The 24,439-nt window shown below is 65.3% G+C and carries 23 protein-coding genes and 1 pseudogene; 8 read left to right on the forward strand and 16 right to left on the reverse strand.

Annotated features, from left to right (window positions below):
- Positions 1–35: 35 nt before the first annotated feature.
- Complete coding sequence (locus tag C7W88_RS03510; protein WP_062343283.1) at positions 36–647, reverse strand: thioredoxin family protein; 612 nt, start codon at positions 645–647, stop codon at positions 36–38.
- A gap of 218 nt (positions 648–865) precedes the next feature.
- On the opposite strand from C7W88_RS03510, the pseudogene C7W88_RS03515 reads away from it, so the two are divergent.
- The 3 genes and pseudogenes from C7W88_RS03515 to C7W88_RS03525 all read left to right on the forward strand — a co-directional run bounded on the left by C7W88_RS03515 (position 866) and on the right by C7W88_RS03525 (position 3,618).
- A pseudogene (locus tag C7W88_RS03515) lies at positions 866–1,617 on the forward strand (electron transfer flavoprotein subunit beta/FixA family protein).
- Positions 1,617–2,549 carry an electron transfer flavoprotein subunit alpha/FixB family protein gene (locus C7W88_RS03520; protein ID WP_118072502.1) on the forward strand — a complete coding sequence of 311 codons (933 nt, stop codon included), beginning with the start codon at positions 1,617–1,619 and terminating at the stop codon, positions 2,547–2,549. Before C7W88_RS03515 ends, C7W88_RS03520 begins: the two are co-directional and overlap by 1 nt.
- A 148-nt stretch (positions 2,550–2,697) precedes the next feature.
- Entirely contained in the window at positions 2,698–3,618 is a 921-nt protein-coding gene (locus C7W88_RS03525) for a hypothetical protein (protein ID WP_118072503.1), read from the forward strand.
- A 166-nt stretch (positions 3,619–3,784) separates the two neighbouring features.
- Here C7W88_RS03525 and C7W88_RS03530 read toward each other — a convergent pair whose 3' ends face one another.
- The 5 genes from C7W88_RS03530 to C7W88_RS03550 are packed head-to-tail and all read right to left on the reverse strand — an operon-like array spanning position 3,785 to position 7,315.
- Positions 3,785–4,468, reverse strand: coding sequence for a glutathione S-transferase family protein (locus C7W88_RS03530; protein WP_118072504.1), 684 nt, complete (start codon positions 4,466–4,468; stop codon positions 3,785–3,787).
- 45 nt (positions 4,469–4,513) lie between these two features.
- Positions 4,514–5,062, reverse strand: coding sequence for a glutathione peroxidase (locus C7W88_RS03535; protein WP_118072505.1), 549 nt, complete (start codon positions 5,060–5,062; stop codon positions 4,514–4,516).
- A 13-nt stretch (positions 5,063–5,075) separates the two neighbouring features.
- Complete coding sequence (locus C7W88_RS03540; protein WP_118072506.1) at positions 5,076–5,738, reverse strand: CoA transferase subunit B; 663 nt, start codon at positions 5,736–5,738, stop codon at positions 5,076–5,078.
- An 18-nt stretch (positions 5,739–5,756) separates the two neighbouring features.
- The gene (locus tag C7W88_RS03545; RefSeq protein WP_118072507.1) at positions 5,757–6,608 is read right to left on the reverse strand and encodes a hypothetical protein; all 852 of its coding nucleotides are present in this window, start codon (positions 6,606–6,608) and stop codon (positions 5,757–5,759) included.
- The gene (locus C7W88_RS03550) at positions 6,605–7,315 is read right to left on the reverse strand and encodes a CoA transferase subunit A (RefSeq protein ID WP_118072508.1); all 711 of its coding nucleotides are present in this window, start codon (positions 7,313–7,315) and stop codon (positions 6,605–6,607) included. The genes C7W88_RS03545 and C7W88_RS03550 overlap by 4 nt, the downstream gene beginning before the upstream one ends.
- 94 nt (positions 7,316–7,409) lie before the next feature.
- On the opposite strand from C7W88_RS03550, the gene C7W88_RS03555 reads away from it, so the two are divergent.
- On the forward strand, positions 7,410–8,291 hold the full coding sequence (locus tag C7W88_RS03555; protein ID WP_118072509.1) for a LysR family transcriptional regulator: 882 nt from the start codon (positions 7,410–7,412) through the stop codon (positions 8,289–8,291).
- Between the two features lie 62 nt (positions 8,292–8,353).
- Here the strand turns inward: C7W88_RS03555 and C7W88_RS03560 are convergent, their stop codons facing one another.
- From C7W88_RS03560 to lgt, 5 genes are all read right to left on the reverse strand, one after another.
- Positions 8,354–9,175, reverse strand: coding sequence for a cytochrome c1 (locus C7W88_RS03560; RefSeq protein ID WP_118072510.1), 822 nt, complete (start codon positions 9,173–9,175; stop codon positions 8,354–8,356).
- Between the two features lie 32 nt (positions 9,176–9,207).
- On the reverse strand, positions 9,208–10,500 hold the full coding sequence (locus tag C7W88_RS03565) for a cytochrome b N-terminal domain-containing protein (protein ID WP_039337158.1): 1,293 nt from the start codon (positions 10,498–10,500) through the stop codon (positions 9,208–9,210).
- Positions 10,501–10,511: 11 nt separating this feature from the next.
- Positions 10,512–11,075 carry a ubiquinol-cytochrome c reductase iron-sulfur subunit gene (petA, locus tag C7W88_RS03570; protein ID WP_118072511.1) on the reverse strand — a complete coding sequence of 188 codons (564 nt, stop codon included), beginning with the start codon at positions 11,073–11,075 and terminating at the stop codon, positions 10,512–10,514.
- 286 nt (positions 11,076–11,361) lie between these two features.
- A complete protein-coding gene (locus C7W88_RS03575; protein WP_118072512.1) occupies positions 11,362–12,408 on the reverse strand; it encodes a class I SAM-dependent methyltransferase in 1,047 nt (348 codons plus the stop codon).
- Complete coding sequence (lgt, locus tag C7W88_RS03580; RefSeq protein WP_118072513.1) at positions 12,405–13,304, reverse strand: prolipoprotein diacylglyceryl transferase; 900 nt, start codon at positions 13,302–13,304, stop codon at positions 12,405–12,407. The genes C7W88_RS03575 and lgt overlap by 4 nt, the downstream gene beginning before the upstream one ends.
- Before the next feature lie 154 nt (positions 13,305–13,458).
- Here lgt and C7W88_RS03585 point away from each other — a divergent pair, with 154 nt between their 5' ends.
- Positions 13,459–15,162 carry a class I adenylate-forming enzyme family protein gene (locus C7W88_RS03585; protein ID WP_118072514.1) on the forward strand — a complete coding sequence of 568 codons (1,704 nt, stop codon included), beginning with the start codon at positions 13,459–13,461 and terminating at the stop codon, positions 15,160–15,162.
- A gap of 21 nt (positions 15,163–15,183) precedes the next feature.
- Here the strand turns inward: C7W88_RS03585 and C7W88_RS03590 are convergent, their stop codons facing one another.
- The 3 genes from C7W88_RS03590 to C7W88_RS03600 are packed head-to-tail and all read right to left on the reverse strand — an operon-like array spanning position 15,184 to position 17,119.
- Complete coding sequence (locus C7W88_RS03590) at positions 15,184–15,675, reverse strand: asparaginase domain-containing protein (protein ID WP_118072515.1); 492 nt, start codon at positions 15,673–15,675, stop codon at positions 15,184–15,186.
- Between the two features lie 32 nt (positions 15,676–15,707).
- Positions 15,708–16,472: a hypothetical protein gene (locus C7W88_RS03595; protein ID WP_118072516.1), complete on the reverse strand. Its 765-nt coding sequence runs from the start codon at positions 16,470–16,472 to the stop codon at positions 15,708–15,710.
- Positions 16,472–17,119 (reverse strand): RNA polymerase sigma factor, encoded by a 648-nt coding sequence (locus tag C7W88_RS03600; RefSeq protein WP_118072517.1) that lies wholly within the window; start codon positions 17,117–17,119, stop codon positions 16,472–16,474. The genes C7W88_RS03595 and C7W88_RS03600 overlap by 1 nt, the downstream gene beginning before the upstream one ends.
- Positions 17,120–17,425: 306 nt before the next feature.
- Here C7W88_RS03600 and C7W88_RS03605 point away from each other — a divergent pair, with 306 nt between their 5' ends.
- Positions 17,426–20,602, forward strand: coding sequence for an autotransporter domain-containing protein (locus C7W88_RS03605; protein ID WP_118072518.1), 3,177 nt, complete (start codon positions 17,426–17,428; stop codon positions 20,600–20,602).
- 57 nt (positions 20,603–20,659) lie between these two features.
- Here the strand turns inward: C7W88_RS03605 and C7W88_RS03610 are convergent, their stop codons facing one another.
- Positions 20,660–21,985: a family 1 glycosylhydrolase gene (locus C7W88_RS03610; protein WP_118072519.1), complete on the reverse strand. Its 1,326-nt coding sequence runs from the start codon at positions 21,983–21,985 to the stop codon at positions 20,660–20,662.
- Between the two features lie 86 nt (positions 21,986–22,071).
- Positions 22,072–22,983 (reverse strand): LysR family transcriptional regulator, encoded by a 912-nt coding sequence (locus C7W88_RS03615; protein WP_118072520.1) that lies wholly within the window; start codon positions 22,981–22,983, stop codon positions 22,072–22,074.
- Between the two features lie 156 nt (positions 22,984–23,139).
- On the opposite strand from C7W88_RS03615, the gene C7W88_RS03620 reads away from it, so the two are divergent.
- The gene (locus tag C7W88_RS03620; RefSeq protein ID WP_240344801.1) at positions 23,140–24,099 is read left to right on the forward strand and encodes a tetratricopeptide repeat protein; all 960 of its coding nucleotides are present in this window, start codon (positions 23,140–23,142) and stop codon (positions 24,097–24,099) included.
- Positions 24,033–24,431, forward strand: a complete 399-nt coding sequence (locus tag C7W88_RS23430; protein WP_240344802.1) for a DUF2860 domain-containing protein — start codon at positions 24,033–24,035, stop codon at positions 24,429–24,431. The genes C7W88_RS03620 and C7W88_RS23430 overlap by 67 nt, the downstream gene beginning before the upstream one ends.
- Positions 24,432–24,439: the final 8 nt, after the last annotated feature.

A 24,439-nucleotide genomic window follows, 5' to 3' on the forward strand; every position in this document is an offset into this window, starting at 1 on the left:
GCTCCCCTTTTTTTGTTGCCTTCAGGCCGGCAAGCTCATCCCCACGACGGGTCCTTCCCCGGTCGCCACTTGATGCTGCAACCGGCGCTCGGGTGCTGCGGCTGTGGCGCCGGCTGTCCGCCGAGCAGCGCATCCACGGCGCGCCGCATGTCTTCGCCCGTCACCGGCAGGTCGGTCCGCAGCGGCGGAAGGCCCGGCACTGGCGGCCGGTTGATCTTCGGCCTGCTCGCATCGAACTGGCCTGCGTAGTAGAGCAGCCGCTCGCGATCGTAGAGGAAGAAGTCGGGCGTGCAGATCGCGTTATAGGCCAGCGCCACATCCTGGGTCTCGTCATGGAGGTAGGGGAATGGAAAGTCCTTCTCGGCCGCCAGCTTCTGCATGTGCGGATAATCGTCTTCGGGAAAGTCGTCCGGCCAGTTCGAAGAGATCGCCACGACCTGCAGGCCCTTGGGCTGATACTCCCGCGCAAAGGCGATGAATTCGTCCAGCACGTGCAGCACGAACGGGCAATGGTTGCAGATGAAGGCCACCAGCAGCGCCGGGCTCTCGGCGAAGTTGCCCAAGGTCCGCAGCCTTCCTTCGACGTCTGGCAGCTCGAAGGGCGGAGCCGGCTTTCCGTAATCAAGTTGGCGAGACAGTCTCAGCATCATCCGCTCCTTTATTAGAATCTTCGTTCTTTTACACTGACCAGCCCAGCGGTCCAAACGCTTCCTCAACAGACCCAAACTGCAAAGTTCCGCTTTGCACCTTTGCAAATTTACCGTGGACACCATCCACGTTCCGCGTCATCGCGAGGATCGAGCCGGTGCCGCATCCTATTCTGGTGCTGTGCATCAACGGCATGGGATTGGCAGGAGCACGACACATGAAAGCCCTGGTCTGCGTGAAGCGCGTGATTGACTACAACGTGAAGCCTCGGGTGAAGGCGGATGGTTCGGGGTTGATCTTGCGAACGTGAAGATGAGCATGAACCCGTTTGACGAGATCGCGGTCGAGGAGGCCATTCGCCTGAAGGAAAAGGGCGTGGTGAGCGAGATCGTGGCGGTGTCGGTGGGCGTGGCCAAGAGCCAGGAAACGCTGCGCACGGCGCTGGCGATGGGCGCGGACCGGGCGGTGCTGGTGCAGGTCGAGGAGGGCACCGAGGTCGAGCCGCTGGCCGTGGCGAAGATCATCAAGGGTATTGCCGATGAGGAGCAGCCCGCCCTGATCATCACCGGCAAGCAGGCGATCGACGATGACAGCAACCAGGTCGGCCAGATGGTCGCCGCATTGCTGGGCCGTCCGCAGGGCACCTTTGCCAACGAGGTTTCGGTCGAGGGCGATGCGGTCGTCGTGAAGCGCGAGATCGACGGCGGGTTGCAGACCGTGCGCCTGGCGCTGCCGGCGGTGGTCACCACCGACCTGCGCCTGAACGAGCCGCGCTACGCCTCGCTGCCCAACATCATGAAGGCCAAGTCCAAGCCGCTGGCCACCCAGTCGCCCGCCGACTACGGCGTGGACATCGCCCCGCGCTTGAAGACGCTGAAAGTCTCCGAACCGCCGGTGCGCTCGGCCGGCATCAAGGTGCCCGATGTCGACACGCTGGTCGCCAAGCTCAAGGAAATGGGAGTAGCCTGATGTCCAAGGTTCTCGTTCTCGTCGAACACGACAACGCGTCGGTCAAGGACGCCACGCTCGCTGCCGTCACCGCTGCCAGCCAGCTTGGCGAAGTGACCGCGCTGGTCGCCGGATCGAACTGCGACGGCGCCGCAACGGCCGCCGCCCAGATCGCCGGCGTTGCCAAGGTGCTCAAGGCCGACGACGCATCGCTCGACAACGCGCTGGCGGAAAACGTCGCCCCGCTCGTCGCTGGCCTGATGGCCGACTACGACGCCTTCGTCGCGCCCGCCACGACCACCGGCAAGAACGTCGCCCCGCGCGTGGCCGCGCTGCTCGATGTCATGCAGGTCTCGGACATCCTCTCGGTTGAAGGCCCCAAGACCTTCACCCGTCCGATCTACGCCGGCAACGCCATCGCCACGGTCGAAAGCTCCGACGCAAAGCTGGTCATCACCGTGCGCGGCACCGCCTTTGCCAAGGCTGCAGCGACCGGTGGCAGCGCAGCGGTCGAAGCCATATCGGCCACCCCCGACAGCGGCCTGTCGACCTTCGTCAGCGCCGAGATCGCCAAGTCGGAACGTCCCGAACTGACCAGCGCCAAGATCATCGTCTCGGGCGGCCGCGCGCTCAAGGACGCTGCCACGTTCGAGCAGGTGATCACCCCGCTCGCCGACAAGCTGGGCGCCGGCATTGGCGCATCGCGCGCCGCCGTCGACGCAGGCTACGTGCCCAACGACTACCAGGTCGGCCAGACCGGCAAGATCGTGGCACCGGAAGTCTACATCGCGGTCGGCATCTCGGGCGCGATTCAGCACCTTGCCGGCATGAAGGACAGCAAGACCATCATCGCCATCAACAAGGACGAAGACGCCCCGATCTTCGCAGTGGCCGACATCGGCCTCGTCGGTGACCTGTTCACGCTGGTGCCGGAACTCACCGGCAAGCTCTGACACCATCACGCACAACGCCACCCTGGAGTGTTTCCCCGGGGAAACGCTCCAAATGGGTTAATCGCGGAACAGGCCCCGCCATGTTGGCGGGCCTCTTTCATTTGATTACACCACTTCAAATCCGGGCGATTGCGGTTAGGCTTCGCGCATGAAACAGTCCGCACGCTTTGCCTTGTGCCTCCTCCTGGCCGACCTCCCGATTTCTACGGCATTTGCTACGCCGCTCGTGCTGGAACCGAGTTCTGACTGGACGTTGCAAGTCCAGGAGGACAACTGCCAACTGCTTCGAAAGTTCGGCCAAGGGCAGGACGAGCTCACCGTCCAGTTCGATACGCGCAGTCCTGCGGAAAGCCCTTCGCTGATGCTGATCGGCGAACCTGTCAGCTTCCGGGGGGAGAAGACCAGCCTCAAACTTTCGATGCTGCCGGGCGGCGGAAGTTACAGCTGGGTCGACAATTCCGTCACGCGTGGTTCTACGCTCGATGGCAAGCCTACTCTGCTCGTGAGCTACGTGCCTTTCGTCGACAAGCCGGACAGCACGAAGCCGAAGTATGCCGATTTCCATGCCCGGCGCCGCCTTGTGCTCATGCCCGCGAGGATTGCGGCGATCGACAGCATGCTCGTCGAGCCCGCGCTGAAGCCACCGCTCTTGCTGAAGCTTGGCTCGATGGCCGAACCCTATGCCAGCTTGCGCCGCTGCGGGATGAACGTGGTGCGCAGCTGGGGTATCGAACCCACGGACACCGCACAGATGCCGGAGACCTATCCCTCACCCCGGCGCGGCGCCGATAGCTGGATCGCCGCCCTTCCCTTGCCCCGGGCAACGTCGCAAAGGTCAGACCGGGCCGAGGCACGGGTGCGCCTGATGGTCGACGAACAAGGCCGCCCCTATGACTGCAAGATCAACGTCACCATGGTCAAGGCAGGTTTTGTCGATGAAACCTGCCAGTATCTTATGCATAATGCCAAGTTCGATCCGGCGCTGAATGCTGCACAGAAGCCCGTCAAGGGGTGGTGGACAACGGTTATCCGGTTCCAGATGCGCAATGGGACGACGGCCAGCCCATAATTGCATTTCATGCAACTGCAGCCCCGTCCTTCGCACTTGCGGAATCAGAGCTGAAACCGCACATAGGACAGGCCTTTCAGGCATCCTCTCCCAAACTTTCCAAGGCTGGCCTTCGGGCCGGCCTTTCTTTTTGCGCAATTGACTCGCTATCAAGCGCCAAGGCGGATCAGGCGCGGCGGTAGTCGGCGATGATCTCTCCGCATTCGGCCAGTTCGGCCTCGTGACTTTCCTCGCGCCAGGCTTCCTCAAGCGCTTCGGCTTCCCATTGCTGCATGGCGGGGTGCGCCAGCACATGATCCACCCACGCCTGCCCTTTGCCGACATCTAGCCCGTAAGTGCGGATGCGGAAGGCAACGGGCGCGAAGAAAGCGTCGAGCGCGGTGAAAGCAGGCCCTGCCAGCCAAGGCCCGCCAAAGCGCTCCAGCCCCTCTTCGAAGATCTCGCGCACGCGGGCGACATCGCGAAGCAGCGCCGGGCGCATCGGGCGGGGCTTCACGCGAACGCCGACGTTCATCGTGCAGTCGTTGCGCAGGGCGGAGAAGCCTCCGTGCATTTCGGTCACGGCGCAGATGGCGAAGGCGCGAGCAGCTTCGTCAGCGGGCCAGACGCCGTCATGCCGTTCCGCAAGATAGAGTGTGATGCCGAGCGAATCCCACACCGTCCGTGCGCCATCTTGCAGGACGGGCACCTGCCCGGTGGGCGAGAAGGCGCGGAATTCGTCGTAATTCGACGGCTTGGTGAAGGGCTCGATGCGATCCGAAAAAGGAATGCCGAGCGCCTTCATCAGCAGCCATGGCCGCAGCGACCAGCTTGAGTAATTGCGGTTTGCGGTGATCAGGGTGTAGCTCATGGGGCGCGAACCTAGCGCGCCATGAGCCACGCGCAAGCAGGCCGGCTACTTCGCCAGTTCGGTATCAATCGCCGCCACCAGCGCCGCATCTTCAGGCGTGACGCCCGGAGCGAAACGGGCGGCGACCTTGCCGTCGCGGCCGATCAGGAACTTCTCGAAGTTCCACAGGACTTCGGGGTCCTCGGTGGGCGTCATGCCATATCCCTTGAGCCGTTCGCGCATTTCTGCGGCCGGGCCCTGCTTGGTCGGAGCAGCCTGGATCAGCGCGGCATAGAGCGGCTGCTTGGCCGGACCGGTCACGTCAGCCTTGGCAAAGAGCGGGAAGGAGACCCCGTAGTTGAGCTTGCAGAACTCGGCGATTTCCTCGTGGCTGCCGGGCTCCTGCGCGCCGAAATCGTTGGCCGGGAAGCCCAGCACTTCAAAGCCGCTGCCTGCCTTGGCCTTGTAGAGCGCCTCAAGCCCCTCGTACTGCGGGGTCAGCCCGCACTTGGAGGCGACGTTGACCACCAGCAAGACCTTGCCGGCATGGTTGCCCAGCGTGTCCGGGCTGCCATCGATGCGGCTCAATGGAATTGCGGCAAGGTCATTGGCCATCAGGTGCTCCCCTTCAGAGATCGACGTAGTGCGCCGTCGTGCGGGCGCGGACCTCCTCGGCAGACACGCCCGGCGCGCACTCGATCAGCTTGAAAGGCGAATTGTGGTCCGGACGCTGGAAAACCGCAAGGTCGGTCACGATCATGTCGACCACGCCCTTGCCGGTGAGCGGCAGGGTGCAGGCGGGGATGAACTTCGGGTCACCGTTCTTGGCGCAGTGCTCCATGACCACGATGATCTTCTTGACCCCGGCGACGAGATCCATTGCGCCGCCCATGCCCTTAATCATCTTGCCCGGGATCATCCAGTTGGCGATATCGCCGTTCTCGGCCACTTCCATGGCGCCAAGCACGGTCAGATCGATCTTGCCGCCGCGGATCATTGCGAACGACTGCGCGCTGTCGAAGTAGGCCGAATGGGGCAGTTCGCTGATGGTCTGCTTGCCGGCATTGATGAGGTCGGCGTCCTCCTCCCCCGCATAGGGGAATGGGCCGATGCCGAGCATGCCGTTCTCCGACTGCAGCGTCACAGTCATCCCCTCGGGCACGTGGTTTGCGACAAGGGTCGGGATGCCGATGCCGAGGTTCACGTAGAAGCCGTCCTGCAGTTCGCGCGCGGCGCGTGCCGCCATTTCGTCACGGCTCCAGCCCGTCTTCAGCCCGTCATGCGTGGTCATGGGTCTTGCTCTTTCGTGTCACTTGATGGGGGGCGGCGCGAGGAACCAGCCTGCGCCGATGAACTGTTCGAGCGCGATGGCGACAGGGCCATCGGCATTGCGCAGATAGTCGAAGACCTCGTCGAAATCGGCCTTCCGGTCGCCGGCAATCGCCAGCACGCACCAGTCGTCGTCGGCGCGGTCGAGGATCTGCTGCTTGCGGGTCTCGCGCGAATGCAGGAGCATGACCCGATCGATGCCGAGCGGATCGAGTCCGGTCGCCTTGAGGATCGTGGCGAGGCGCTTGGCATCGCTATCGGGCAGCGAGGCGATCCACACCACCGCCGTCCCCGTGCCGCGGATGCGCCGCAGGTGCTGGGCGAGGCCGGGCATCGGAGTGGGCGGATCGTTTAGGTCGAACGCCTTGTCGCCCGGATCGAGATCGATCAGCACGGCCCCGCGCTGGTCGGTGCAAGGGCTCATCTTGGGGACTGCGACAAGGCTGCGCTGATCGAGCAGGGCAGAGGTGCGCACCTTGGCCGGCTGGGCCGCCTCGGCTTGGGCCAGAACATAGGCGGCAAGCGCGCCGTAGGGATCGTAGGACGAATCGTCTGCGGCTTGAGGCTCTGCCGCTTCGACCATCGGTGCGGCCGCAGCAGGCTGCGGCACTTCCGGGGCAGGCGCCAGCAGTGGCGGCGTGGCCGAGACGCCTTGGCCGACCGTCACTTCGGGCGTCGTCTGGGGTTTGGGTTGCTCGGGCTTGTTCTTGCCCTTCACCGCCTTGGTACCGAGCGCGCCCGTCGCCGCCAGTGGCGCGATGGCCGCAGCGACGCAGCCCGAGAGCTGCGTGGCCGCCAGCGCCGCCATCAGAGGCAGCGCATGCCGGATCATGCGGCTTCCCGCTCGCGCACGGTGCGGAACTCGATCTTCTTTTCGTAAGGCGCGCCGACGATCATGCGCTGCACATATACGCCGGGGAGGTGAATGCTGTCCGGGTCAAGCGAGCCCGCCGCCACGATTTCCTCGACCTCGACGACGCAGACCTTGCCGCAAGTTGCGGCAGGCACGTTGAAGTTGCGCGCGGTCTTGCGGAACACGACGTTGCCGGTCTCATCGGCCTTCCACGCCTTGACCAGCGCAAGGTCGGCGAAGATGCCGCGTTCGAGGACATATTCCTGCCCGTCAAATACCTTGGTTTCCTTGCCCTCGGCCACGAGCGTGCCGACGCCGGTCTTGGTGTAGAAGCCGGGGATGCCGGCGCCACCGGCGCGCATGCGCTCGGCGAGAGTGCCTTGCGGGCAGAATTCGACTTCGAGTTCGCCGGAAAGGTACTGGCGCTCGAACTCCTTGTTCTCACCAACGTAGCTCGAGATCATCTTCCTGACCTGCCGGGTACGCAGCAGCTTGCCAATGCCCTCGTTGTCGATCCCGGCGTTGTTGGAGGCAAAGGTCAGGTCCTTGACGCCCGAATCGCGCACGGCATCGAGCAGGCGTTCGGGGATGCCGCACAGACCGAAACCGCCGCAGGCAATCAGCAGGCCATCGCGCAGCAGGCCATCGAGCGCAGCAGTGGCATCGGCATAGAGCTTCTTCGACATCGGCAGACTCTCCTTTTCGCCGGAGGTGCTAGCACAGGATACAAATTGAAAAGAGCGATTGTTTTTTATCACAATCGATAACAACCTGTGATCAATGAAGCGAATTGCGATCTATCACCTTGAAACGCTGCTGTGGATCGCGCGCCTCGGCACGTTCCGCGCCGCGGCCGAGCGGCTGAACACCACGCAGCCCGCGATATCCGCCCGCGTGCGCGAGATCGAGGAGCAGCTGGGCATCGCGATCTTCCGTCGCGAGGGGCGCAACATGGTGCTGACCGCGCGCGGGCGGCGGCTGGTGCAGGAATGCGAGCCGCTGTGGGCAGGGTTCGAAAAGGCGCTGCTGACGGCGTCCGGCTTCGAGGGCGCCAGCGGCGTCGTGCGGATCGGTTCGGGCGAGATTGCCGCAGCATCGTGCTTGCCGGGCTTCGTCCACGCAATCGAGCAGGACTTGCCCGGAGTGACACTGGAGCTGGAGCTGGACCTGACCGCGCGCATGTTCCAGCAACTGCTTGGCGGCACGATCGACCTTGCTTTCCTGGCGGGACCGGTGGCGAGCCCGGGCATTCGGACCACGCCTATCGGTTCAGTCGGCCTCGTCTGGGCAGCGAGCGCGCGGACGGCAGCGGCGGGCGGCTTTGCCAATGCCTTGCCGGTGTGGTCAATTCCGGACCTCTCGCCGCTGCACGGCGTGACGATGGAGACGCTCGAAGCCAACCGCGTCACGCCGCGCTCGGTGGGCACCTGCAACAACGTGCGCACGCTGATTGACATCGTCACCGGCGGCGGCGGCGCGGCCGTGCTGCCCGAGCCGATGGTGCGGCCGCTGCTGGAGGCGGGCGTGCTCGCCGAGGTTCTGCCGGCTCCTGCCCGCAAGATCCGCTTCGAGGTTGCGATACGCAATACCGAGAACGATCCGCTGGTGCTGGAACTGTTCCGCCGGGCGAGTGACCTGAGGATCGACGGCACGCCGGACTGACGCACGAAAAAGGCCACCGTTTCCGGTGGCCTCGTTCGTTTTGCCCATCGGGCGGGAAAGGCTTATTCGCCCTTCTTGTCCGCCCAGACGTTCTTCTTGGCAAGGTAGGCCAGCACAGTGGCGAACAGGAGGAAGCCGAGCACGGCCCAACCGGTCTGCTTGCGCTTGTCGAGCTTTGGTTCGGCGGTCCAGATCAGGAAGGCCGAGACGTCATGCGCCATCTGGTCGACCGTGGCCTTGGTGCCATCCGAATAGGTCACCTGGCCTTCGCCGGTCAGCGGAGCGGGCATCGAGAGGTTCAGGTTGGCGAAGTACGGGTTGTAGTACAGGCCATCCGGAGTCTTGGCATCCGGGAACTTCTTGAGCAGTTCGGCAGGCTGTTCCTGATAGCCGGTCAGCAGCGAGGCGACATAGGCGCCGCCATTGTGACGGGCCTTGGTGATCAGCGACAGATCCGGCGGGCTGCCCTGTCCTGCGTAGTAAACGGTCGGGAAGTAGTCCGACGGGATGTTGTCACGCTCTGCGCGCTCGCCGGTCTTCGCATCGAAGGTCGGCTGCTTGGTGCCCCACTCCTTGGCGATCGCCTTCACTTCGGCTTCCGAGTAGCCGAGGGCGGCGAGGTCACGGAAGGCAACGTGCTTGAGCGAGTGACAGGTGGAGCAGACTTCCTTGTAGACCTGGAAGCCGCGCTGCAGTTGCTGCTTGTCGAACTTGCCGAACGCCCCGTCGGACGCGAACTTCACGTCCTTGGGGTGCAGGTGGAACTCGTGCTCTGCCGTGGGGGCAGCGGGTTCCGAGATCGCCGAGTAGGCGCCATTGCCGAACGACCAGAGCAGTGCGACGGCGAAGAAGAGGCCGACTAGGGGGCCAAAAAGACGGACCATGGGGTTCTCTTTCTCTTGCGCTTCGTACCGGCTCAGGCGGCCGCAGGGTTGGCGTTGAGCACTGCGCTCTCATCCTTGCCGAGCACGGCTTCGGTGATCGAGAACGGAAGCGGTTCCGGCTTCTCGATCGACGAGACGATCGGCAGGATGATGAGGAAGTGCGCGAAGTAGTACAGCGATGCCAGCTGGCTGAGCATCACGTAAGGTTCCGCAGCCGGAGCGCCGCCGCAGTAGAACAGCACGGCCATGGTCGGGATCAGGCCGAACCAGAAGAACTTGCGGAACAGCGGACGGTAATGGCCCGAACGCACCGGCGAGGTATCCAGCCAGGGCAGGAAGAACCACACCAGGATCGCCCCGAACATCGCCAGCACGCCCATGAGCTTCGCCGGAATGAAGAAGAAGTCATAGGTGAAGGCGCGCAGGATCGCGTAGAACGGCCAGAAGTACCATTCCGGAACGATGTGCGCAGGGGTCGAGAGCGGGTTGGCCGGAATGTAGTTGTCCGGGTGACCCAGCGCGTTCGGTGCGAAGAACAGCACCGCGCAGTAGATCAGCAGGAACACGCCGAGGCCGAAGCCGTCCTTCGCCGTGTAGTACGGGTGGAACGGAACGGTGTCGCTTTCGCTCTTCACTTCGACGCCGGTCGGGTTCGACGAGCCGGGGATGTGCAGCGCCCAGATGTGCAGGATGATGACACCCGCGATCACGAAAGGCAGCAGGAAGTGCAGGGAGAAGAAGCGGTTGAGCGCGGCGTTGTCAGGCGCATAGCCGCCCAGCAGCCACACCTGCAGCGGTTCGCCGACAACCGGGATCGCGCCGAACAGGCCGGTGATGACCTTGGCACCCCAGAACGACATCTGGCCCCAGGGCAGCACGTAGCCCATGAACGCCGTTGCCATCATCAGCAGGAAGATGACCACGCCCAGCAGCCAGATCATCTCGCGCGGGGCCTTGTACGAGGAGTAGAAGAAGCCGCGGAAGATGTGGAGATAGACGACCACGAAGAACGCCGAAGCGCCGTTGGCGTGCGCATAGCGCAGCATCCAGCCCCAGTTCACGTCGCGCATGATGTGCTCGACGCTGTCGAAGGCCACGCCTGCGTTGGCGGCGTAGTGCATCGCGAGGATGACGCCGGTCACGATCTGAAGCACCAGGCAGAAGCCGGCGAGGACGCCGAAGTTCCACATGTAGTTCAGGTTGCGCGGAACCGGGTAGCCGGCGCCGACGGCGTTGTAGACGAAGCGGGGCAGCGGCAGCTTTTCGTCAAGCCACTGCGTCAGGCCATTGGCCGGCTTGTATTCGTTTGCCCAGGGAAAGCTCATGTTGCCTGTCCTCAGCCGATCTTCACGACAGTGTCGGAGATGAATGCATATTCGGGCACCTCGAGGTTCTTCGGTGCCGGACCCTTGCGGATGCGTGCGGCGGTATCATAGTGCGAACCGTGGCACGGGCAGAAGTAGCCACCGAACTCGCCCTTCACTTCACCTTCGCCCGCGCCCAGCGGCACGCAGCCGAGGTGGGTGCAGACGCCCATGGTGATGAGCCAGTTGGTCTTGCCTTCCTTGGTCCGCTCTTCCAGCGTCTGCGGATCGCGCAGCGAGGAAGCGTCAACCTTGTCGGCAGCGGAAATTTCTTCCGGCGTCAGGTTGCGGATGAACACCGGCTGCTTGCGGAAGACCGCCTTGATCGCCTGACCCGGCTGGATCGCCGAAATGTCGATTTCGGTGGAGCTCTGCGCCAGGACGTCCGCCGACGGCGCCATCTGACTTACCAGCGGGACCAGCACGGCAGCGCCGCCAACCCCCGCAAAACTCACCGCCGCGATATTGATGAAATCGCGCCGGCGCACGCCTTCTTCGGCCTGTGCCGAAGTGTCGATGCTTGCCTGTTCAGCCATTGAAATTCCCTGCCTGCTGCCGCCGCGCACGCGGATCGCGCACGGTCCAACTTGCCCCTTTGGAACGGCTCTGGAAATTGCCCATGGGGCTAACCACATGGACACCGGAACCGCACGGGAACCGGGCACGCGCAATGCACGGCCCCGGCCCCCACTTGGCGCGCCTGATAGACGCAAAGCCACGGCTTTGCCAACAGGCATTTTGGTGCGGGAAACAGCCCTTGATCGGGCCCGTATTTCCGGGCGATTTCAGTCTTGCGACAGTTGGTGGCGCACAGGTTTCGCCTCAGGCGAATCCGGCACCTTGCGGCCAGTGCGGCCCGGCGAGTCCCATGACCTTGAACAGAACGCCCATCTGGCCCTCCCCGGTCAGCCGCTCGCGCGCGGCGTGAATTGCCTCGGCATGGGTGGGAGCATAAGCCGCCAGCGCTTCGGCCCGCGCATCGATCCCCAGCGCCCGCAACCAGCGCCCCTGCTCGACCGTGCCGAGCCACTGCACCCCGCGCGACAGCGCGATCGGAGCCAAGGCCGAGAAATCGACATGCGCGGTAAGGTCTGCGTCACCCGGATTGGAAAAGACATCGACCTTGCGATGCGCCCGCACCGCCTGGAGCGAGGAGCCGAAGCGCGGCTCGGCGTGGCCATAATCGATGAACAGCGCTGCGCCGCCCTGTCCGGCCAGCCTGCCCGCCACTTCATAGACGACTGCGGCCGAAGCCGGCGATGTTTCGATGATCGTGCCTTCAGGGGCATCCTGCCGCCCCTGCGGCACAGCCGCATCCATCGGCGCGGAGCCTGCGACCGGCACCAGTCGCCCCTCGGCAAGGCCTACCATGCGCTCGCGCCAGCCAGCAGGCGTCCGCACCATCTGCCGGACCGGCAGGGCATCAAGAAATTCGTTGCCGACGATCAGCAGCGGCCCGTCGCTTGGCAGGGTGGAAAGATCGGCATGCCAGAACGCCGTCGGATGGAGTTCGAGTTGCAGCGCCTTGAGCGCCGTGCTCGTCTCCACGAAATGCACCCGCGGCGTCAGGCCATAGCGGCGTGCCGCGCCCAGCGCATCGCGCGCCAGGGTGCCGCGGCCGGGCCCGAGTTCGACATAGTGGATCGGCTCGGGCCGCCCGGCGCGAATCCACATGTCGGCCATCCACAGCCCGATCAGTTCGCCGAACATCTGGCTGATCTCGGGCGCAGTGATGAAATCGCCCGCCGTGCCGAAGGGATCGCGGCTGGAGTAATAGCGCGCGTTGGATTCGGCCATGTAATGCGCCACGCTGATCGGCCCGGTGTTGGCGATCAGGCGGGCGAAGGTCTCCAGCAGCGATTGGCTCACGCCGGGACGGCTCCGCCCGCGGGCACCGGCTTGCGCATCAATCCGCGCAGAAGGAAGAACAGGCCCACTGCCATCATCGGGACGGTCAGCCACTGGCCCATCGAAAGACCGGTCTGCATGGCAAAGTCGAGCAGCTGGGCATCGGGCTCGCGGAAGAATTCGACGGTGAAGCGCGAAAGGGCATAGCCCAGCGTGAAAGTGCCGACGAGCAGCCCCGGCCGCCAGCGCGCCTTGGTCTTCCAGAACAGCACGAGCAGGATGACAGCCAGCACAAGCCCTTCGAGCCCCGCTTCGTAAAGCTGGCTGGGATGGCGTGCGACCGGCCCACCACCGGGGAAGACCATCGCCCACGGCACGCCGGGACCTGCCTCGCGGCCCCACAGCTCGCCATTGGCGAAGTTGGCCAGACGACCGAACAGCAGGCCGAACGGCACGCAGACGGAAATGTAGTCGCACACCCGCACGAAGTTCAGCTTGCCGCGCCAGGATACCCAGGCAATCGCCAGCACGGTGCCGATCAAGCCGCCGTGGAAGCTCATCCCGCCTTCCCACAGCTTGATCAGGTTTTCAGGATGCGACAGCAGTTCGGGCGCATAGAAGATCGCATAGCCGAGCCGCCCGCCAAGGATGATGCCGAGCGTTGCATAGAAAAACAGGTCGTCGGCATGGCGCTGCGCCATCGGCGCACCGGGCTGGCGCAGCATTTTCGACAGGTGCCAGTAGCCCAGCACGATCCCGGCGAGATAGGCGAGGGAGTACCATTTCAGCGCAAAGAACCCGAGATCGAGCGCGATCGGCCCGACGCCCAGATCCTCCCAGCGAATCGGCGCATGTCCGGCACCTGCGGACGCCGACGCTACGGCAAGCGCGGTTGCTGTTGACACTAGTGACAGCAAGAAGTGAACTCCCTAGAACTTCGTGAACGGACCCGTTTTCGTGCTGTCAAACGCGCCCAATAGGGTAACGTATTGGCACAGGGAAAAGGTTGCAGGCAAACCCGAAAAAGGCGCGAAACAAGACAGCGTCAGGGTGAGGAGACGAAAGGGTATCATGAAGACCGAACTGGACCTTGCCATGGACGGCGCCTTTGGCGCGCTCACTGCCGAAGGTGGCATGTTCCACACCGTCCCGATCGAGCGGTTCGGGCAGCAATTGCCCATGATCGCCGCCGCCCCGCCGCACCTGCCGGCCTACTTCGCGTACTTCTGCGCGACGCAGGGCGAAAAGACCTTCATCGTCGATGGCGATACCCGCCTCAGCTTTGCCGATGCCTACAAGGCCGCGCGCCATGTCGCGGGCGGCCTGGTCGAAGGGCTGAAGCTGCAGAAGGGCGAACGAGTCGGCATCGCCGCGCGCAATTCGGCCAACTGGGTCATCGCCTACATGGGCGTGCTGATGGCAGGCGGTTGCGCCACGCTGCTCAACGGCTGGTGGCAGGGCGAGGAACTGGCGCACGGCATCGATCTGGTGAAGTGCCGCTTCGTCATTGCCGATGCCGGCCGCGCCGCCCGGCTCGATGGCCACGCCCATGGCGCGCAGCTCCTGCCGATGGGTCACGATTGCCCTTATGAAGAGGGCCTTGCCGCGCTGCTCGCAAACGGTGGCGGGATGGAGACGATCCTGCCCGACCTTACCGGCGACGATCTGGCCACGGTGCTGTTCACCTCGGGCTCCACCGGCATGGCCAAGGGCGCCTATTCGGATCATCGCGGCGTGGTTCAGGGCACGATGAATTACGTCTGCCAGTCGGCCGCGATGCTGGCGATCCTCACCGCGCGAGGCGAAGGCCCGGCCGAAGGCTCGCAGCCGGTGACGCTGGTCAACGTGCCGCTGTTCCATGTGACCGGCGAAGTGCCGGTGTTCCTCCAGTCCTTCGCACTGGGCCGCAAGCTGGTGCTGATGCCCAAGTGGGACGCGGTCGAGGCGATGCGCCTGATCGAGCGCGAGAAGGTAACCTACTTCGTCGGCGTGCCGCTGATGAGCTTCGAGATCGCCACCCACCCCGATCGCGACAACTACGACCTGTCGACCTGTGTCTCGTTCGCTGCCGGCGGCGCGCCGCGCCCGATCGAGCATGTCGACCGCATCCGCAAGGCACTGCCCCATGCCTTCCCGCTGCTGGGCTATGGCCTGACCGAGACCAACGGCGTCGGCTGCGGCAATCTGAACGAGAACTACCTGGCGAAGCCTGGCAGCACCGGCACCGCCTCGCGCCCGCTGGTCGATCTCGCGATCCTCGATGACGATGGCAAGCCACTGCCCCAAGGCCAGGTCGGCGAAGTGTCGATCCGCTCGATCTGCAACTTCCTTGGCTACTGGGACAACGAAAAAGCCACGCGTGAGGCGATCATGCCCGATGGCTACTTCCGCACCGGCGACCTTGGCTACCTCGACCCCGAGGGCTACCTGTTCATCGTCGACCGCAAGAAGGACATCATCATCCGCGGTGGCGAGAACATCTCGTGCATCGAGGTGGAAAGCGCAATCTACGCCCACCCCTGCATCGCCGAGGCCAGCGTGTTCGGCCTGCCGGACGAGAAGCTGGGCGAAGTGCCCGCTGCGGTCTATCTCGCCAAGGAGAACTGCTCGGCCACCGAGGAGGAGCTGCGCGAGTTCCTGAAAGCCCACATCGCGCCGTTCAAGATCCCGGTGCGCTTCTGGGAAGTAACCGAGCCGCTCCCGCGTCTTGGCACCGAAAAGGTCGACAAGCGCAGCTTGCGTGAGCGCTACACCAGGGAATTCCTCACGGCCTGACCGGCTGGCGAGTTCGTGAGCTCAGACGCTCACGAACTTGCCGGCCGCGCGGTCCTTGCGGACCTTCAATCCGTCGAACACCTGCCCGCTCATTGCGATCCACACGCCGGGCGCGGCGACCTGCGCCGTGGCGAAAGCCATGCCGAGGTTGAAGTGCGCGTCGGTCTCGGCAAAGCGCGCCGGTGACAGCGCGCCGGTCAGCACGATGGTCTTGCCTTCGATGTTACTGAGTGCCTTGGCCGTCTCGGTCATCGTATCGGTACCGTGGGTAATCACGACTTGGCGCTCGGGCGCCTCGCGCACGGCGGCAGCGATCAGCGCGCGGTCGGCATCGGTCAGTTCCAGGCTGTCCTTGCGCATCAGCTCCATCACCCGGAACGGCAGCGCCACGCGCGCTTCGGCGATCAGCGCAGGAATACCGCTCTCGACGATCTGGTACTCGCTGAGCGCGTCGAAATAGGCCTTGTCGATAGTGCCGCCGGTGGTCAGCACGAGGATCGGTTCTTGTTGCATGGCAAGCCTTTAGCCGAGCGACTGGCCTGCCGCTAGTTGCCGGAGGGTGGCGGCGGCGGCGGTGCCGTACCGGTCGTCTGGCTCGGCAGCGATTGCCCGCCTGGCAGCGTTCCACCCGGCGCCCCGCCCGAAAAGCCCCAGCCCTGCTGCGGCGCCGGCGGCCCCATCAGCCCGCGCGGCGGTGTCGGCCGCGCCGAAGGATCGGCCTTGGGCCCGGCAGTTTCCCGCGGCGCAGGAGCAGCTGCGGCCGCCATCTGCGCCTCAGGCTCAACGGCCGGCTGCACCGCCGGAGCGGGCACAGGCGCATCTGCCTGCGTCCCTGCCACAGCGAAGGCTTGGCGTGCCGGCTGCGCTGCGGGAGCGTGCGCCAGTTGCGGGGTCGGTTCTGCCAAAGCTGCCGCTGGCGCTGCCGCCGGTTGCCCTGCTTCAGGCTGCTGCTGCGCCATCACTGCTGCGGGTACGCCCGATGGCACCGGGCTCTGTCCCGACTGGCCCAGCAGCACCACGGCCGCGACAGTGGCGGCAATCGCGGCAAACCCGCCAACCGCAAAACGCTTGCGTGACGGGGTCGTCACCGAAGGCTCCTGCACGGCGAACGGAATGACCTGCGCGGTTTCGCGCGAGGGCACCGGCTCGGCTTCGGGAACCGGTTCGGCCGGAAGCTGCGGCAGCGCCGTCGCCTGCGCCACGATCCGCGCAGCAAGTCCAGGCGGCATCGCCGGACGCGGCGCCTTGTCGAGCACCTGATCGAGCGCGGCATCGGCCCGCGCGGGCGAGGCTGGAACCTTGCGCGCCATCACGCTTGCGCCCCAAGATCGGCGCAGGACACATCGCGTGCCTCGAGCAGCGTGCGCATCTGCCTGCGGGCCCTGAACAGCAGCGATTCCATGGCCTTGATATTGAGGTCCAGAACCTCGGCTGCAAGAGCGTTCGAAAATCCTTCGTAATAACAGAGCACTAACGCCGCCCGATAGCGCTCGGGCAAGTCACCCAGCGCGTCGGCGACGGCCTGCGAGGCCTGGTCGGCTTCGATCCGGCGATCGGCAGACGGCGTGTCGTCAGCGGGATCGGGCATCGTGTCGACCGTGACCACGCGGAAGCGGCGCTTGCGATCGAAGCACAGGTTCATCGTCACGCGGTGCAGCCAGCCGACCAGGCCAGCGCCGGTCGGCGTCCAGCGCGGGGCGTTCTGCCACAGGCGGGCAAAGCAGTCCTGCAGCACGTCCTCGGCCTCGGCCGCATCGACCAGCATGCGCATGGCCACGCGATAGAGCGCGGGCGAATGGCGATCGACCAGCAGCGTGAAGGCGTCGACCGAGCCGCGCGCGACCTCGCGCATGAGGGCCGCGTCATCGAGCGCCTCGCGATGGATCGGGTCCGCAGCGGGAATCGGGCTGTCTTCAGCCGACACCGCTTCCGAGCGCAGATCGCCGTAGAAGGTCAAGGATACCCGCCGTTTCGCACCAATCCCCGGCCCAAGTGCAGGGGATTCCACGTACTCTGCCTGCCGGTTCCCAAGTGAACAACAGATTTACGGGAACTCCAGACACGGTCCGTCGCAAATATTTGCGCGACCGGGCGAAGGGTTGGCCAGCGCACTCCGTTAGGTGCTGCGGAGGCAACCGGCTTTGCGGCCAAGAGTCCTCCGACCTGTCGATCGGACAGCGGGGCTTGCCTCGCCGTCCGGTACTCGGCCCGCGCCGACCGCACCCCGGCGCGGGCCATCTTTATCGGAATTCATGAGGGGTTTATGGACCGTCTTCGCAGCACCACTTTTCTGTCGACGCTGACTGGAGCGTCTCTGGCTCTCATCCTCGTGGCGCCTCAGGCGGCCCATGCCGACACCACCGTCAGCACCAGCACGACCGCGCCGCTCAAGACCTCGACCGCCGGCAACGTCACCGTTGCCAGCGGCGGCACGATCACGCTGGGCTCGGGCGGCACCGCGGTGACGGTCGATTCGAACAACACCGCCACCGTCGCTTCTGGTGGCACGATCAGCAACACCGGCGGCAAGGACGGTGATACCGGCATCACCATCGAGGCCGGGCGCAACACCACGGTGACCAACGGCGGCACGATCACCGTGACCGAAAGCTTCAATGGCGCCGATACCGACAGCAACGGCATCGTCGATGGTCCGATCGCCTCGGCCAGCAACCGCTATGGCATCCTTGTCGGAGCGGGCGCGACGACCACGGCAACCCTCAAGAACACCGGCACGATCACGGTTGAGGGCCTCAACTCGGGCGGCATGATCGCCAAGTCTGACCTCACCGGCAGCGTTTCCAACACCGGCACGATCAAGGTGCTGGGCGACAACAGCGTCGGCATCGGCACCAAGGGCGTCTCGGGCAACGTCACGGTCGAAGGCACGGTCGCAGTCGTCGGCGCCGGTGCGCAGGGCCTGGTCGTCGATGGCAATGTCGGCGGCGCGGTGCGCATCCAGGGCGCGATCTCGCAAAGCTCTGCCTATACCAACGATGCCGGCTCCACGAAGACGCTTTCGCGCACCGACTTGCGCACCGGCAAGGCCGCGGTCGAGATCGGCGGCAGCGTTGCCGGCGGCATCCTGCTCGACGCCGCTCCCTATGACCTCGACAGCACCAAGACCGACGAGGACAACGACGGCGTGGCCGATGCCTCGGAAGTGACCGGCACGATCACCTCGGTCGGCAACAGCCCCGGTATTCTCGTCGGCGCAGCCAGCGACATCGTGATCGGCAAGGTCAAGGGGCGCGATGGCGAATTCTCGCTCGCGCTCGACGGCAACGTCACCGCCAATGCCGTCTACAGCAATACCGATGCCTATGCCGTCGTGATCGGCGGCAAGGGTGGCACCGTGACCATGGCCAATGGCATCGGCGTTTCGGGCACGATCAGCGCGACGACTGTTGACCAGAAGGCCGTCGCCATCCTGATCAACGAAGGCTCGACGGTGCCCAGCCTGTCGAATAGCGGTTCGATCAAGGCCACGCTGTCCTCACCTGGCGAAGGCACTGCCTATGCCATCCAGGACAAGTCGGGAACTCTGACCAGCCTCAACAACACCGGGTTCATCTCGGTATCGGGCTCCAGCGGCGATGACCTGCGCGCGATCGACCTGACCGCCAACACCAGCGGCGTAACGATCAAGCAGTACCTCAACGCGATCGACAAGAAGGCGCAGGATGCCGAGAAGGCCGCCAGCGGCTACAACCCGGCCAACCCCACGATCTACACCTCGATCACCGGCAACATCCACACGGGCAGCGGCAACGACGTGCTCGACGTGGCTTCGGGCCGCATCTTCGGCAACAGCTTCCTCGGCGCGGGCAACGATTCGGTCCTGCTTTCGGGCGACAGCGGCTATGTCGGCAACATCGACTTCGGCGCGGGCACCGCGACGATGACGATGGGCGACACCGCCTTCTTCATCGGCAAGCTCGATCTTGCCGGGAATGCCGGAACGCTGACCCTTGGCGGCACCTCGATCTTCGCCGGCACGCTGGCCAACAGCGGCGCGCTCGACGTCACGGTCAACGGCGGACGCTTCGGAGCCAGCAGCGCCACTACTCTGAAGTTCGACAGCCTTGCCGTGAACTCCGGCGGTGCGCTCAACGTCTATATCGACGGCAGCACCGGCACCTCCTCGCTGATCGACGTGAACACCGCGACTTTTGCAAGCGGCTCGAAGGTCACGGCCACGATCACCTCGCTCGACAAGGCCGTGGGCAACTACACCTTCCTCAAGGCGGGCACGCTGACCGGTTCGCCGGTGTTCGATGCCACCACCACCCAGCTCCCGGTCCTGTTCAACGGCGCGATCAATCGCGTCGGCGAGACGCTGGTGCTGGCCGTGACGCGCAAGAGCGCCGCGCAGCTGGGCCTCACCGCGCCGCAAGCCGCCGCCTATGACGCGATCTACAAGCAGGGCACGGCGGTGACCAATCTCGGCAGCAGCTTCCTGCAAGTGGAAGATGCTGCCACGCTGCAGGGCCAGTTCAACCAGCTCCTGCCCGACTATGCCGGCGGCGTGTTCGATTTCGTCACCCGCTCGGGCCGCCTCGCCTCGCGCCATCTGATGGACGACAGCTCTATCTTCGATATCAGCGAAGTCGGCGGCTGGCTCGAACCGATCTACTTCCGCGGGACCAAGGACCAGACCGGCACGGCGGCGTTCAAGGTCAAGGGCTGGGGCCTTTCGGCCGGGCTGGAGCGCGACATCGGCGCAGGCTATCTCGGCCTGTCGTTCCTCTACACCAAGGGCGATATCGCCACCTCGGACTATCAGAAGACCGATGCGAGCAACTACGAGCTCGGCCTGTTCTGGCGTCTCGCATCCGGTCCGTTCTACGCCTTCGCCAAGGCCTCGGGCGGCCGCGTTTCGCTGAATTCGACGCGGCAGTTCACCGGCGCCGTCAATGGCACGGCCCTGTCCTACACCGCCAACGGCCGGTGGAAGGGCTGGACCGTGGGCGGTCAGGGCGGCGTGTCCTACCGCGCCGATCTCGGCGGCAACCTCTCGCTCAAGCCGATGGCCAAATTCGACTACTACCGGCTGAGCGAAAAGGGCTACACCGAGAGCGGCAGCGAACAGATCGCCTTGTCCGTCGCCAAGCGCACCTCGGATCTGCTGACCGGCACCGGCAGCCTCACCGCCGCGTGGAGCGCGGGCGAGGTCACCCGCGACGAGCGCCCGCTGACACTGGAACTCGAAGGCGGCTACCGCGCACGCCTCGCTGGGACACTCGGCGATACAGTGGCGAACTTCGAGGACGGCGACCAGTTCCGCCTGGTGGCAGACCGCATGAAGTCGGGCTGGACGTCCGAAGCACGCCTGCTGATGGGCGGCATGGACTATACCTGGCAGCTGGCCGGTGGTGCCGAACAGATCCAGGGCGGCGTCGACTACTCGATCCGCGCCTCGCTCAGCATAGCGTTCTGATCGAAACGACAGCGAAAACGGGCGGGTGGCAGGTCAGACTGCCGCCCGCTCTTTTTTTCACGCGAGCGCGTTGGCCCTGGCAATCGCCCCCAGAACGCCGGCACTCGGCTTGGCCTTGCGCTCGAAGGTGACCGGATCATAGCTGGCAAGGCCGAATCTGGGCCGGAAGCCGAAGATCCATTCGAAGTTGTCGACCAGCGACCAGTGGCAATAGCCGATCACCGGCACGCCATCATCCATCGCCTGCTTGAGACCCGCGAGCGAAGGCGGAATGAACGCGGCGCGCACCGCGTCGTCATCTGTGCCGACGCCATGCTCCGAAACCAGCACCGGCACGCCCGTTACCGCATGGGCATACCGCACCGCGCCAGCCAGCGAGAGGGGCCATACTTCCGTACCCGACCAGTTGCGCACGCTGTCTTCAGGCGCAGGCAGCCTGCCCTTGTCGCCCCACAAGGCGCGTTCGTAGTTCTGCACACCGATGAAGTCATCGGTCTTGGCCACTTCAAGCCATGCCCCGTAAAGCTCACCGCGCATGCGGTCGCGGATCGAGTTCTTGCCCACCGCCTGATCGTCCAGCATCGCCAGCGACACGCCGACGGGAAGGTCGGGACGCACTGCCTTGATTGCCGCGCGGCCGGCCTTGTGGGCGGCCAGTAGTCCCACCTGCAGCGCCGGCAGGTCATCGTACGCCGCCACGTTGCCGCAGACCATCTTCTCCACGCCAAGCCGCTTGGCCGCCGTGTCCAGCGTCAGCTTCTGGATGTCCCACACCGGCTTTGGCAGCATCGCCTTGAGCAGCAGCAGGATGTTGGGTTCGTTGAGCGTGATCGCGCTGTGCATCCCGGCGCCCATCGCCTGCGTCACCCTTGTGCAGTAGCGGGCGAACAGCTCGGTGCTCTCGGGATTGGTCCAGCCGCCCTGCGCGCTGAACCACAAGGGCGCGCTGAAGTGGCTGTAGGTGACGATCGGCGCAAGGCCGCGCGCGCGGCAGCCTTCGATGATCCGTCGGTAATGCCCCAGCATGCCCATGCTGAACCGGCCCTTGGCCGGCTCGATCCGCGCCCATTCCACGCCGAAGCGATAGGTGTTGAGCCCGATCGACTTGGCCAGATCGAGGTCACGCTCCCACAACAGGAAACTGTTCGCCGCATCGCCCGATGGCTCGGCAAAGACGGTGGGCTGCTGGTGTTCGAGATACCACAGGTCCGACGTGGTGTTGTTGCCCTCGATCTGGTGCGGCGCGGTCGATGCGCCCCACAGGAAGCCCTCGGGAAAGCGTGGGCTGGGTGCCGCCTTCAGCGTCGTCTTCGCCGACAGCGAGGCACCACTTGCGGCAAGGGCGGCAACGCCCCCGGCGAGAACGGCACGGCGATCAAACATGGTCTCTCCCAAGGCTTTGCCGCCGGACCTACGCCGCGCCAGCCATCAGGTAAAATAACCGATTATCGCCCCGCCATCGGCTCAGCCTATGCCTCGGCGAGGACGTCGAGCATTGCCCGCCCCAGTGGTGGCAGTCCGCGTTCGGCCAGATAGCGCACGCCCACGCTGCGCTCGAAGGTCGCCTCGCCGATCCCGATCGCGCGCAACACGCCGATGGACAATTCCGCTGCGGCCACGGTGCGCGGCAGGATAGTGACGCGGTCGCTGTGGCGGACGATGGCCTTGGTCGTCAGCAGCGAATCGCAGCGGATCACGTTCTGCGGCACGGCCACCCCGGCCGCGAGGAACAGCGCGTCGACCTGGCGCCGGAACGCCCCTTGCGCCTCGGGCAGCACCCACGGCAGTTCAGCCACTTCGCGCAGCGAAATCCGGTCTCCCAGCGCATCGTGCCGCCGCCCGACGATCAGGGCAAAGGAATCGCGCGCTGCCGTCACTTCCACCAGGTCGGGCGGACAGGCCTCGATCTCGGTCGTCACAAAGGCGAGGTCGATCGCGCCATTTCGCAAAAGGTCGGCCAGTTGCGGGTCCGGCCGCTCGACCACGCTCAACGCAAATGGCCCGACGCGCTCCTCCAGCCGCGCCACCGCTTGCGGCAGCAGGCTGACCAGCGCGCCCGGCGTCCCGCCGATCCGCAAGGGGCCCGCCACGTTGCGCGCGGCATGGTCCACCTCGACCGCTGCCGTCTCCAGCAGCCGCACCATCGCCTGCGCACGTTCCCGCAAGGCCTCACCCTCGCGCGTCAACACGATGCCGCTGCGCGAGCGGGCGAACAGCGTCACTCCCAGCCGCTGCTCCAGCAGCGAGATCGTGTTCGAAACCGAAGGTTGCGAGATGTTCAGCACCCGCGCCGCGCCGCTGATCGATCCGGTCTCGCACACCCGCCAGAACGTGGCGACGGCACGGGGATCGAGGCGGAGGCGCGATGGGGGCTTGCTCATGACTCTGGCTTAGCCCGCAAGCATAGCCTGTGTCTATGTGATAAGCCTCAGGGATCTGCCCTACTGACCTTGTCACCCCGGTGACAATCATTGTCATCGGACATCGCCCAGGCCCCGCGATAGCTGAAACGCCATCATCCAGTCGCGAGGGGTACGATGGCGACCAAGCACCTTTTCCTGCAGGCCAGTGCCTGCGCCCTGGCCGTGGCCGCCGCGCTGCCCACGCCCGCGTTCGGCCAGCAGGCCAATGAAGCCGAAGCCCGCTATACCGCGCTTGCCGCGCAGGAGCGCCAGAAGGCCGGCGACCCCGCGTTCGACTACGCCCTCGGCCTCGCCGCGTCGGATGCCGGGCACTACGGCGAAGCCATCGTCGCCCTGCAGCGCGTGCTGGCCCGCCAGCCCGACAATGCCCCCGCCCGCGCCGAACTCGCCCGCGCCTATGCCCTGGCCGGTGACATCGACACCGCCCGCGCCCAGTTCGCCACTGTGGTCGACGATCCGACCATTCCCGACCCGGTCCGCCAGCGCTTCACCGGCTTCGTCCGCCAGTTTGACAAGCAGATCAAGGGCGGCGGCTCCGACCTTTCCGGCTTTGCGGAAAGCGCGTTCGGGCACGACAGCAACATCAACTCCGCCACCCAGCTGACCTCGATCACCATCCCGCTCTTCGCCGCGCTCGGCCCCGGAACGCTGGGCAACAACGCCCGCGCCCAGAAGGACGAGTTCTACGACCTGTCCGGCGGCGTCTCCGCTGTCAGCGCGATCAGCCGGACCAACCGCGTGTTCGGCTCGCTCCTCGGCAACTTCCGCGACAACCTGGATTCCGCCGCCTTCGATCAAGCCAGCCTCACCGGCACCGCAGGTTTTGCCCACACCTTCGCCAACCGCGATGTCGCCTCGCTTTCGGCGCAGGTGCAGAAGTACTGGCTCGGCCACAAGGGCTTCCGCACAGCCTATGGCGCGATCGGGCAGTACACCCACATGCTGGCCGGGGCAAAGCCCTCTCCGCCTCCGTCCAGTACACCCGCTTCGATTATGACCGGGATCCGTTGCGCGATGCAGACCGCTTTGCCGTGGGCCTCGGCCTTGCCGCGCGCCAGTTCTCGGTCAACCTGATCGGCGGGCACGAGGAAACGCGCAGCCAAGCAGGCGATGCCGAATCCAACACCTTCGCCGGAGCGAGCGCCGGTGCCGAAATCCAGATTGCGCCCAAAGTCGCGGTAGTCGGCGGCGTGGCGTTCGACTTGCGCCGCTATGACCGCGCCGACCTGCTGTTCATGCGCAAGCGCCATGACGAGCGCGTCGATGTGACCGCCGCGGTCAAGTTCGCCATCCTGCCGCGCCTGTTCCTCCAGCCCAAGGCCACCTGGTCGCGCAACTGGTCGAACATCGCCCTCTACGATCACGAACGCTGGACCGTGCAGGCCGGCGCGCGCTTCGAATTCTGATCCGGGAG

This window comes from Novosphingobium sp. THN1 (assembly GCF_003454795.1).
GTDB lineage: Bacteria > Pseudomonadota > Alphaproteobacteria > Sphingomonadales > Sphingomonadaceae > Novosphingobium.